The organism is Anaerococcus sp. HMSC065G05, from assembly GCF_001812365.1.
Lineage (GTDB): Bacteria > Bacillota > Clostridia > Tissierellales > Peptoniphilaceae > Anaerococcus > Anaerococcus vaginalis.
Map to the genome: position 1 here is coordinate 24,584 of NZ_KV808727.1, position 11,279 is coordinate 35,862.

Genomic DNA, 11,279 nt, shown 5'->3' on the forward strand with positions numbered 1-11,279 from the left:
TTTTTTCCGCTTTCTCCATCATTGCTTGCAACTGTTATGTGTCCATCGTCTTCAGTTTCAATTTTTACACCAGTTGCATCAATTATTTTGTTGATTGTTTTTCCGCCGGCACCAATTACATCTCTAACTTTTTCTGGATCAATATCTATTGAAAAAATTCTTGGAGCATATTTTGATAAGTCTTCTCTTGGCTTGTCGATTGCTGATGTTATTACATCAAGAATTTTAATTCTTGCCTTATGAGCATCAGCCAAGGCTTCTTGTAAAACTTCTTTATTTATTCCAGAAATTTTCATATCCATTTGAAGAGCAGTAATTCCATCTTTTGTTCCAGCAACTTTAAAGTCCATATCTCCAAGATGATCTTCAAGTCCTTGAATGTCTGTAAGAATTGAAATTGAATTTTCTTCTTTGATTAAGCCCATAGCAATTCCTGCAACAGGTTTTTTAATTGGAACTCCTGCATCCATTAGTGATAAAGTTGAACCACAAATTGAAGCTTGTGATGATGAACCGTTTGATGATAAAACTTCACTTACTACTCTTATTGTGTAAGGAAAATCATTTGTATCAGGCAAAACTGGAATCAAAGCTCTTTCAGCCAAATGTCCATGTCCAACTTCACGTCTTCCGGGTCCTCTTAGTGGTCTAATATCTCCAACACAAAATGGTGGGAAATTATATTGATGAATATATCTTTTTGTAATTTCTTCTCTATTCATTGAATCAATTACTTGTTCTTCCCCAGGAGATCCTAATGTTAGAACTGATAAAACTTGAGTTTGACCTCTTTGGAATAATCCAGAACCATGAGCTCTTGGCAAAAGCCCAGCTTCTGCAGATAAAGGACGAATTTCATCCATCTTACGTCCATCAGGTCTTATTTTATCAATTGAAATCATTCTTCTAACTTCTTTTTTCATAATAGAATCTACAGTTTTGTGAATTTCATCTTCACTTTCTGGAAATTCCTCTAAGAAATCTTCCCTACATTTTTCTTCTATTTCGTTAATATCATTTTCTCTTTGAACCTTATCAGTTGTTCTTATAGAATTTTTAATATCTTGTGTGTATTTATCTTTTATTTTTCTTTGAAGTTCAGTTTCAACTTCTTCACAAACTTCCATCTTTTCTTTGCCAATATCATCAATAATTGTTTGGATAAAAGTGCAAATTTCTTTAATTTCTGCATGAGCTACCATCATAGCTTCAAGCATCTCATCTTCTGATAATTCATTTGCACCAGCTTCAACCATATTGATTGCATCAGCAGTACCTGCAACTGTTAAATTCAAAGAAGTTTTTTCTCTCTCGTCTTTGTTTGGATTTACAATAAATTTTCCATCAACATATCCAACAGAAACTGCAGCAACTGGTCCATAAAAAGGAATATCAGAAATTCCAAGAGCAATGGATGCACCGATTGTTGTCATACAATCAGGTTCATTATCTTCATCTACTGAAAATGGGGTTGCAATTACTTGCACATCATTGTAAAAATTTTCTGGAAACAAAGGTCTTAAAGGTCTATCCATTTGACGAGAAATTAAAATAGCCTTGTCTGATGCCTTACCTTCTCTTTTTATAAATCCACCTGGAATTTTTCCAACTGCATAAAGTTTTTCTTGATAATCACAAATAAGTGGGAAAAAATCAATTCCCTCTCTTGGCTTGTCACTTGCAACAGCAGTAACTAATAAAATTGTATCGCCTGTTCTAATTAAACATTCGCCATTAGTTTGCTCAGCAACTTTTCCGATTGTTATAGAAAGATCGGAACCATTTTGTGACTTATATTCATAAGTTTTTTCCATTTTTTCTCCTAACTACAAAAAAGACGGGATAAGTCCCGTCATATTTAACTATTTTCTTAATCCAAGTTTTTCAATAACTCCACGATATCTTTCAATATCATTTTCCATTAAGTAATTTAAAAGACCTTTTCTACGTCTAATCATTTTGAAAAGTCCTCTTCTTGAAGAGTGGTCTTTTTTGTTTGCTTTTAAATGTTCAGTAAGTTCTTTGATTCTTTGAGTAAGAATAGCAATTTGAACTTCTGGTGAACCAGTATCTTTTTCGTCTTTTTGAAATTGTTTAATAATTTCTGTTTTTTGATCTTTATTTAACATAAAATCCTCCTAAAATTTATTCGCCATAACCATGAAATAGTCCGAGGAAACTTAGTCCATAGTTAAGGTATCTTTGATATTATACCAAATATCTTTATTTTTGCAAAGAAAAAATTGCATATTAATTTTTCTTATTTAAAAATAAAATTAATCTCAATTTTTTAAAAATCTAATTCATTAATTCCTGCTTTAAAATCAAAAATTTCATAATCATATCCACAGTCTTTTACTAATTTGAAAATATCTTCATTTTTTATAAAAAGAGTTTTGGTGTTGTCGTCTGGATGAAAGGTCATAAGATCATTTTCTTCTATCATATCTTTATCAAAGAACACCTTTATATTTTCATTTGTATTCATCAAACCAAAAACTGATATAATTCCTACTTCTTGCTCCATTATTTCATAAACTTTTTTCGGATCAAGAAAGTGCATTCCTTTTTCATTTAATAATTTATTATAATCTTTTAAGCTAATCATTTTTTTATCATCCATAACTATCAAATAATATTGTCTATTTTTTCTATTAGCCAAAAAAAGATTTTTTGTCCTTGCTCCTTCTTTTCCTTCAATATATTTATCAGCTTCTTCTGTAGTTTCAGCTGGAGGATGTTCTACCATATCATATTTTATATTTAATTTATTAAGTCTATCAAATACTTTTTTGGAACTACTCATAATAATCTCCTTTTTAAAATTTTCAAATTACAATTTTAAATTCTATATTATAAATACCCAATAGGATTAAAAATAAATTTGAGCACAAAAAAAGAGCAGTTTCCTACTCTTTTCTATATTTTTCTATTAAATTTCTTCCTGTTTTTTTATCTTTTTCCATTTGTGCGATTAATTCTTCAGGAGAATTAAATTTATAATCAGGTCTTAGATATTCTAAAAATTCTATGCTTATATTTTTTCCATATATATCTTTTGAAAAATCCATTATATAAGTTTCAATTTTCATTTTTTTATTTTCAAAGGTTGGATTTGTTCCTATATCTGTTAGGGCATAATAAAAATCCCTGTCTATATTTACTCTGGTAAAATAAACTCCAGATTTTGCTGTAACGTATTTGAATGATGGCTTTAGATTTGCTGTTGGGAAATTTAAAAGTCTTCCTCTTTGGGCGCCTTTTATAACTTTTCCTTGCATTTTAAAAGGATGTCCCAAGTCTTTGTTGGCTTTTTCAATTTTTCCTTCTCTTACCATTTGTCTTATGTCTGTGGAATTTATAATTTTTCCTTCATCAAGCTCAAAATCTACTACTTTTGTTTTGTAGGCAAAATCTTCCTCGTACTTTTTTAAAGTTTTTATATCTCCTTTTGCCATTTTTCCAAACCTATAATTATCTCCAACTATTACATATTTGGTATTTAATTTTTTATATAAAATTTCTTCAATAAATTCGTAAGGAGATAGATCTTTAAATTTGTCTGAAAATTCCAAAAGACAAAAACATTCTATGCCCAAATTTTTCAAAATTTCTATTTTATCCTCAAGACTTGTAAGATATTCTCTTTCTCCATTTAGGATATTTTTGGTGTTTTCTTTAAATAATAATACAGATGGGATAAGATTTTTTGCTTTTGAAATTTTTATATTTTCTTTCATAAGTTTTTGATGACCCTTGTGGACCCCATCAAAATTTCCAAGGCTTACTGCCTTTGGCGATAAGTCAAATTCATTAAAATCTAGGTCAAATATTTTTATATTATCCTTCATAAAACACCTTCTTTAACTTCAAAGTCTTGTTTTTATTTTTATATTCCCCAAGCCCAATAAATAAATCTTCCACATAAACTCTAATAAGTCCATCAAAATTTTTTTCAAGATCAACTTTCATAGTCATTCCATTTGTAGCTTGTTTGTAATAAGACTTATCCAAAATTATTTTTTCATATTGATTTAGGGCATTATCAATTGGAATAAGCTTTTTTATAAGCTCATCAACATCTTTTTTTTCAAAATCTTCAATTTTTATGGCATCTTTTACATCAAAATTTCCAACTTTAAGCCTTCTAAGTTCTTTTACTGTGGCAAAAGTTTCTAAAACTTCTCCCAAATCATTTACAAGACTTCTTATATAGGTTCCTTTTGAACAAGTTATTTTAAATCTTGCATAAGGAAAATCAAAATCTAAAATTTCAAAATCATAAACTTTAATTCTTCTTTGTTTTCTTTCTACGATTTTTCCTTCTCTTGCAAGCTCATATAATTTTTTGCCATTTTGTTTTAAAGCCGAATACATAGGAGGAGTTTGAAAAATTTCTCCTAAAAAATTTTCCTTTATTGCCTTTTCCAGATCTTTTTTTTCAAAAGTTTTTGAAGATTTTTCTAAAATTTCCCCTGTAATATCTTGGGTATCTGTTTTTTGCCCAAAAAATGCAAGAGTTTCATAGATTTTAACCTCATCCATTAAAAAATCTGAAACTCTTGTTGCTTTGTTAATTAAAAGTGGCAAAAGACCAGTTGCAAGAGGATCAAGAGTTCCTGCATGGCCTATTTTTTTTATGCCTAGTTTTTTTCTTGCTTGATATACACATTTTCCTGATGACATTCCTGTACTTTTATCAATTAACAAAATTCCACTAGTCATTTATTGCCTCTTCTAAAATTTTTCTCATTGTATTTAATGCCTTATCCATTGAATCTGTATTTATTGTAAATCCAGAAGCTCTAATGTGACCACCGCCACCATTATCTCTTGCAATTTTAGAAACATCAAGATAATCTTTGCTCCTTAAAGAAATTTTAAATTCATTTTCTCCATATTCTTTTACAAGACAAGCTACTTCAATTCCTTTTAAATCTCTAAGCATATTTACAACCGATTCACTATCACCCATTTGTACACCAAATCCTTACAAGTTTTTTGGCTTATCCCAACAAGGGCATAAGGCTTTTTAAATTCTACCTTGTTTAAAAGATGATTTTCAAATTGTAATTTTGAAATTTCTTTATTTTGGTAGAGATTTTTATAAATCATTTCAAAATCTGCTCCGATTTTATACAAATCTGCTGCAGTATAAAATGTTAATTCACTTATATTTGAATATAAAAATCTACCAGTATCCGTAACCAAGCCTGCATACAAAAGTGTAGCTATTTCTTTATCAATCGGAAGCTTTAATCTTTTTATAATTTCATAAACAAGCTCACAGCTTGCAGGAGAATCTGAATGAATTATATTTAAATCCGTTTTGATAGAGCCACCTTCATGATGGTCAATTACAAGAACTTTTTTAGATTTTTTACAAATTTCTATCGCCTTATCAATCCTATCAAATTCTGAACAATCTACAATAATAAATAAGTCGTATTCTTCAAGACTTGGATTTTTATAAAAATCAATTTGTGGTAAAAATTTTAAATAATCATCCACTTCACTAATTTTTATTACATCAGATTTTTTTCCATAAAGCTCAAGAGATTTCCTAAGACCAAGAGCTGATCCTAGGGCATCTCCATCTGGATTTATGTGGGCTGAAATTGCAATTGTGTCAGCCTCATCAATAAATTTTTTAAAATTTTCTAATTCTTTTTGGCTAATCTTCTCGATTTTTGGCATTTTTTTCATCCCTTTTTATGGTTTCAGCAATTAGCTTATCCATATACACGCCATGTTCGATAGAATTGTCATATTTAAACCTAAATTCTGGCATAGATCTTAATCTCATTCTCTCGCCAATTAATTTTTTCATATATCCTTTTGCTTGATCGAGAGCTTCTATTACAGATTCTTTTTTGTTTTCATCTCCCAAAACTGAAACAAAAATATCAGCATAGGATAAGTCATTTGTAACTTCTACTTCAGTTATAGAAACTATTACATTATCTGATAATCTTGGATCATTAATATCTTCTGCCAAAATTTTTGATAATTCTTTTTGCATTTGTGAAGATATTTTTAAGGTTCTTCTTTTATCCATTCTATTCTCTTTCTTTTTCTATCATTTCGTAGGCTTCAAGTTCGTCGCCTTCTTTGATGTCGTTGAATTTTTCAAGGCCAATTCCACCTTCGTAGCCATTGTTTAATTCTTTGGCATCATCTTTAAATCTTTTCATAGATTCAATTTCTCCATCAAAGATAACAACATTGTCCCTTAATAATCTTATTTTTGCTCTTCTTGGAATTGAACCACTTGTTACAAGAACACCTGCAACCATTCCTGCATTTGGAATTTTGAAAGTTTCTTGAACTTTTGCACGACCTAAAACTTTTTCTTCAAATTCTGGATCAAGCATTCCTTTGAGAGCTTTTTCTACATCTTCTATCGCTTCATAAATTACAGAATAAGTTCTTATTTCTATATTATTTTCTTCTGCCATTTGAAGAGCACCTTGAGTTGGACGAACATTAAATCCAATAATTATAGCGTTTGATGCTTGGGCAAGAAGAACATCTGATTCTGAAATTCCTCCAACAGCTCCTGCAATTACATTTACAAAAACTTCTTCGTTTGAAAGTTTAGAGAATGAACTTGAAACTGCATCTACTGTTCCTTTTACATCAGTTTTTACTATAATATTTAATTCTTTTAATTCTCCATCTTCGATGCCTTCGTACATATCTTCAAGGTTTGTATTAGATTTTTGAATTAGTCTTTCTTCTCTTTTTTGCTCTTTTGCACGATCTGCATAAGCTCTTGCAGTTTTTTCATCTTCTACAGCAAAAATTTTATCTCCTGCTTCTGCCACATCGCTTAGTCCTAAAATTTGTGCTGGCATTGATGGACCTGCTTCTGAGATTGGCTCTCCTTTTGAATTAAACATAGCTCTAATTCTTCCTGATGATGAACCAGTAACTACATAATCTTTATCGTGAAGAGTCCCTTTTTGAACAAGAACAGTTGCAACAGAACCTCTTGCCTTATCAAGTTGAGCTTCAATTATAATTCCAACTGCAGCTCTGTCTGGATTTGCTTTTAATTCTCTCATTTCAGCAACAAGCAAAACCATCTCCAACAAATCTTTAATTCCATCGCCAGTTCTTGCAGATACTTCTACCATGATTGTATCTCCGCCCCAGTCTTCTGAAACTAAACCATATTCTGTAAGTTCTTGTTTTACTCTATTTGGATCACTTTCTTCTTTGTCCATTTTATTTATTGCAACAATTATTGGAATTTCTGCAGCTTTTGCGTGGTTAATTGCCTCAATTGTTTGTGGCATTACTCCATCATCTCCAGCTACAACCAAAATTGCTATATCAGTTGATTGAGCTCCTCTCATTCTCATTTGAGTGAAAGCTTCGTGGCCTGGAGTGTCTAAAAATACAATTTCTTTATCATTTATTTTTACAGTTGAAGCACCAATGTGTTGAGTAATTCCTCCAGCTTCTCCAGATGCAAATTGTGTATCTCTAATTGCATCTAGAATTGAAGTTTTTCCGTGGTCAACGTGTCCCATTACTGAAACTACTGGTGGACGAGTTTGTAAATCTTTTTCGTCATCTTCGAAATCTAAATCTTTTTCTTGAATTTCAATTTCATCAAGCTTAACTTCTTTTGCAATTTCCTTATTAAATTCAAGAGCAACAAGCTCTGCTTGTTCAAATTCTATTTGATCATTTAAACCTGCCATTACTCCAAGTCCCATAAGTTTCATAATAACTTGGTTGGCATTTTCATCGATTTTTTCCGCAAAAGATTTTACTGAAATTGATTCTGGAATATAAATATTTCCATCATCATTATTTTCTGCTTTTACTTCTCTTTTGGTTGATTTTTTTGATCTTTTATTTTGCTTTTTATTTTTGTTTTTCTTTTTTTCTTTTTTCTTTGATGACTTCTTGTCTTTTTTATTTTTTGAATTTTTATCTTCCAAAGATTTTTCTTCTGATTTTTTTTCTGCTTTTATTTCTTTTTTATCTTCTTTTATTTTTTTATCTTCACTAAAATATTCTTCAACTATCGCAAGTTCATCTCCACTTAACACTGACATGTGGGATTTTATTTTTAGTCCAAATTCGTCTTTTAGTAGACTGAGCATTTCTTTCGTACTTTTTTTGTGTTCTTTTGCTAATTCATAAATTCTTAATTTTTTAGCCATCTAATCACCTCTTTTATTTCATAGCAATTATCTCCTCATAAAGATCATCACTAATTTCAGTTTTAAAAACTTTTTCTAATTTTCTTTTCTTCTTGGCTTCATTTATGCAAGTTTCATTTTTACAAATATAAGCTCCCCTACCATTTTTTTTGCCGGTAGGATCTAGGATAATTCCTTCTTCTTTGTTTTTTACTATCCTAATCAATTCGTGTTTGTCTTTGTTTTCTCCACAAACTATACATTTTCTTTGTGGTATTTTTCTTTGTTTCATTTTTTCACCATTATTAATAAGTTATTATTCATCACTTTCTTCAATATCTTCTTTAATAATTTGGTCAAGGTCGTTTGATAAATCTTCTATATTTTCTTTATCTATATCTAAATTTTCGCCTTGTTGTACATTTTCATCTTCTAAAATATCTTCTTTTGAATTTTCTTCAATATTTTCTAATTCTTTGTCTGTTTGTTCGTTAAGACCAAGTATTTCATCAATTTCTTCTTGGCTTAATTGGTCGAATTCTTCTTGACTTTTTATATCAATTTTCCAGCCTGTAAGTCTTGCTGCAAGTCTTGCGTTTTGTCCTTCTTTTCCAATGGCAAGAGATAATTGATCTTCTCTTACAACAACCAAGGATTGTTTTTTCTTATCATTTATATAAACTTCATTAATTTCTGCAGGAGATAAGGAATTTTTTATAAATACTTTTATATCTTTATCGTAATTTATAATATCAATTTTTTCTCCTTGCAATTCTTCTACTATTGAATTTACACGACTTCCTTTAAAGCCAATACAAGCTCCAATTGAATCAATTTCTGGATCATTTGAGAAAACTGCAATTTTTGTTCTTGAACCTGCTTCTCTATCTATTCCATAAATTTCAATTATTCCATTTGTAATTTCTGGAACTTCAAGCTCAAATAATCTTACAACCAAGGCCTTATCTTTTCTTGATAAAATAATTTGCGGCTCTTTTGTTGTATTTTTTACTTCTTTAATCAAAACTTTTATTCTTTGGTTTGGAGTATAAGTTTCATTTTCTACTTGCTCTTTTATTGGAATAATTCCTTCAATTTTATCAAGATTTATGTAGACATTAAACTTATCTTCTCTTTGTACAACGCCTGTTATAATTTCATTTGCCCTATCCAAATATTCAGAATAAACTGAATCTCTTTGGGCATCTCTAATTTTTTGGATTACAATATTTCTTGCAGTTTGAGCTGCAACTCTTCCAAAATTTTTCGGTGCAATTTTAACCCTACAAATATCGCCCAAATCAAGTTTAGGGTCAATTTCTTTTGCTTTTGTCTTAGAAATTTCAGCTATCGGTTCATTTACTTCATCAACTACATTTTTTAGAGAATATACTTCGATTTCTCCAGTTTCATCGTCAATGCTTACATCAACATTTTCATTATTATCGTAGTTTTTTTGGTAAGATTTCACCAAAGCTTTTTCCAATGCTTCAAGGATTATTCTCTTGTCAACATTTTTAGTTTTTTCAAGCTCCTCTAAGGCAATTATAAATTCTTTATTCATTTGTCCCCCTAGAAGACTATCTCAATTTTAATAGTCTTAATTTCACTCTTTTCAATTTCTTTTTCTTCATTTTCAAGTGTAAAAATTAAGGAATTTTCTTTTATTTCTTTAATTTTTCCTATAAACTTCTCGCCATTTTTAAGCTTTATTTCTAAAAGCTCATCTTTGTTTCTTTCAAGATCTCTATCAGTCTTTAATGGTCTTGAAAGATCAGGAGAAGATACTTCCAAATAATAAAAAGATTTTATAAGATCAATTTCATCTAATCTTTCGCTTAAAAAATTAGAAGTCTTTTCACAATCATCAATTGTGATTCCTCCATCTTTGTAAATAAAAAACCTTAATATTTTATTTTTACCCTCATTAACAAATTCAATATCAACAAGCTCGTAACCAAGCCCATTAATATCACTTTCTAAATTTTCTTTTAGTTTGCTTATTAAATCCATAACTTCCCCTTTACATATTAAAAGAGTGGATTTGTCCACTCTTCGCTTAAAATTATTATACTATAAAAGACTTAACTTTCAATTTTAAAATAAATTTACAAAATAAAATTTAATAAAAATATAAAATTAAAATCTCTAGTATTTAATTTTAAATAACTAGAGATTTGTGCTTTACTTTTTAAAAATTTTTTTTATTTTTTGTTCGGGAATTTGAGATAAAATTATTGCGATAAACATAATTATTCCTCCAATAATTTCCCTATCTACTGGTCTTTCTTTCAAAAATAAAAATCCAAAAAATGCAGCAAAAACTGATTCCAAAGATAAAATCAAACTAGCAATTGTAGGATCAGTATCTTTTTGGGCGACAATTTGGAGAGTATAACCCAAACCTGATGAAAATATACCCAGATACAAAATAGCAAGCATGCCTTTCATTAATAAATCAAAATTTGGTTTTTCAAATAAAATCATAAGAAGCAAAGATACTAAACTTGCTACAAAAAATTGAATCATAGACATTTTTACACTATCAGCTCTTATAGAAAATTTATCAATAAATAAAATATGAAAAGCAAAAAATAAGGATCCTATAAAAATTAAAATATCTCCCTTATTTATAGAAAATCCATCATCAACTCTTACAGTTAATAAGTATAAACCAACTAGAGCAAGTATTATAGAAATTGCAGTTTTTTTGGAAACTTTTTTTCCCATAAAAATTGCAAAAATCGGAACTATGACAACGTAAAGTGATGTAATAAAACCTGCCTTACCACTTGTCGTAAAATAAACTCCAGTTTGTTGAAAGCTAACTGCAACTGCCATAACAAGACCTGTGGCAATTCCACCTCTGATTGTTGCAGTTTTTGTAATACTATCTACTTTTTTTCTCGATTTATTTTTTCTAAAAAATGAATAAGCCAATAAAAAAATTCCAGCTGTCAAATTTCTAAAAAAATTAAAGGTAAATGGTTCTATGTAATCACTTCCTAATTTTTGGGCAATAAAAGCAAAGCCCCAAATAAAGGAAGTCAATAGTAAAAGTAATTCTCCCCTATGTTTATTTTTCATACTTACTCCTAATAGATTTTTTCCGCTTGCTTG

General features: G+C 29.5%; 11 protein-coding genes and 1 pseudogene. All 12 read right to left on the minus strand.

Annotated features, from left to right (window positions below; all coding sequences use genetic code 11):
* On the minus strand, window positions 1-1,814 hold a 1,814-nt coding region (locus tag HMPREF2852_RS08575), incomplete at its 3' end, for a polyribonucleotide nucleotidyltransferase (RefSeq protein ID WP_070607691.1).
* Between the two features lie 48 nt (window positions 1,815-1,862).
* A complete protein-coding gene (gene rpsO, locus HMPREF2852_RS08580; protein ID WP_070607693.1) occupies window positions 1,863-2,129 on the minus strand; it encodes a 30S ribosomal protein S15 in 267 nt (88 codons plus the stop codon).
* A 161-nt stretch (window positions 2,130-2,290) separates the two neighbouring features.
* A complete protein-coding gene (locus HMPREF2852_RS08585) occupies window positions 2,291-2,806 on the minus strand; it encodes a YbaK/EbsC family protein (RefSeq protein WP_070607695.1) in 516 nt (171 codons plus the stop codon).
* A 103-nt stretch (window positions 2,807-2,909) separates the two neighbouring features.
* Window positions 2,910-3,851 (minus strand): bifunctional riboflavin kinase/FAD synthetase, encoded by a 942-nt coding sequence (locus HMPREF2852_RS08590; RefSeq protein WP_070607698.1) that lies wholly within the window; start codon window positions 3,849-3,851, stop codon window positions 2,910-2,912.
* Window positions 3,841-4,725, minus strand: a complete 885-nt coding sequence (gene truB, locus HMPREF2852_RS08595) for a tRNA pseudouridine(55) synthase TruB (protein WP_070607701.1) — start codon at window positions 4,723-4,725, stop codon at window positions 3,841-3,843. Before truB ends, HMPREF2852_RS08590 begins: the two co-directional genes overlap by 11 nt.
* Window positions 4,718-5,697, minus strand: a pseudogene (locus tag HMPREF2852_RS08600) (bifunctional oligoribonuclease/PAP phosphatase NrnA). Before HMPREF2852_RS08600 ends, truB begins: the two are co-directional and overlap by 8 nt.
* Window positions 5,675-6,058, minus strand: a complete 384-nt coding sequence (rbfA, locus tag HMPREF2852_RS08605) for a 30S ribosome-binding factor RbfA (protein ID WP_004838374.1) — start codon at window positions 6,056-6,058, stop codon at window positions 5,675-5,677. The pseudogene HMPREF2852_RS08600 and the gene rbfA overlap by 23 nt, the downstream one beginning before the upstream one ends.
* A gap of 1 nt (window position 6,059) precedes the next feature.
* Window positions 6,060-8,180, minus strand: a complete 2,121-nt coding sequence (gene infB / locus HMPREF2852_RS08610; protein ID WP_070607705.1) for a translation initiation factor IF-2 — start codon at window positions 8,178-8,180, stop codon at window positions 6,060-6,062.
* A 13-nt stretch (window positions 8,181-8,193) separates the two neighbouring features.
* The gene (gene rnpM, locus HMPREF2852_RS08615) at window positions 8,194-8,451 is read right to left on the minus strand and encodes an RNase P modulator RnpM (protein WP_004838372.1); all 258 of its coding nucleotides are present in this window, start codon (window positions 8,449-8,451) and stop codon (window positions 8,194-8,196) included.
* Window positions 8,452-8,475: 24 nt separating this feature from the next.
* Window positions 8,476-9,723 carry a transcription termination factor NusA gene (gene nusA / locus HMPREF2852_RS08620; protein WP_070607707.1) on the minus strand — a complete coding sequence of 416 codons (1,248 nt, stop codon included), beginning with the start codon at window positions 9,721-9,723 and terminating at the stop codon, window positions 8,476-8,478.
* 8 nt (window positions 9,724-9,731) lie between these two features.
* On the minus strand, window positions 9,732-10,172 hold the full coding sequence (gene rimP, locus HMPREF2852_RS08625; protein ID WP_070607711.1) for a ribosome maturation factor RimP: 441 nt from the start codon (window positions 10,170-10,172) through the stop codon (window positions 9,732-9,734).
* A 171-nt stretch (window positions 10,173-10,343) separates the two neighbouring features.
* Entirely contained in the window at window positions 10,344-11,246 is a 903-nt protein-coding gene (locus HMPREF2852_RS08630; RefSeq protein WP_070607714.1) for a DMT family transporter, read from the minus strand.
* Window positions 11,247-11,279 lie beyond the last annotated feature (33 nt).

Coding starts and splice junctions, on each gene's coding strand:
- rpsO (WP_070607693.1), bottom strand. CDS start 2,129: ATGTTAAATAAAGATCAAAAAACAGAAATTATTAAACAATTTCAAAAA.
- HMPREF2852_RS08585 (WP_070607695.1), bottom strand. CDS start 2,806: ATGAGTAGTTCCAAAAAAGTATTTGATAGACTTAATAAATTAAATATA.
- HMPREF2852_RS08590 (WP_070607698.1), bottom strand. CDS start 3,851: ATGAAGGATAATATAAAAATATTTGACCTAGATTTTAATGAATTTGAC.
- truB (WP_070607701.1), bottom strand. CDS start 4,725: ATGACTAGTGGAATTTTGTTAATTGATAAAAGTACAGGAATGTCATCA.
- rbfA (WP_004838374.1), bottom strand. CDS start 6,058: ATGGATAAAAGAAGAACCTTAAAAATATCTTCACAAATGCAAAAAGAA.
- infB (WP_070607705.1), bottom strand. CDS start 8,180: ATGGCTAAAAAATTAAGAATTTATGAATTAGCAAAAGAACACAAAAAA.
- rnpM (WP_004838372.1), bottom strand. CDS start 8,451: ATGAAACAAAGAAAAATACCACAAAGAAAATGTATAGTTTGTGGAGAA.
- nusA (WP_070607707.1), bottom strand. CDS start 9,723: ATGAATAAAGAATTTATAATTGCCTTAGAGGAGCTTGAAAAAACTAAA.
- rimP (WP_070607711.1), bottom strand. CDS start 10,172: ATGGATTTAATAAGCAAACTAAAAGAAAATTTAGAAAGTGATATTAAT.
- HMPREF2852_RS08630 (WP_070607714.1), bottom strand. CDS start 11,246: ATGAAAAATAAACATAGGGGAGAATTACTTTTACTATTGACTTCCTTT.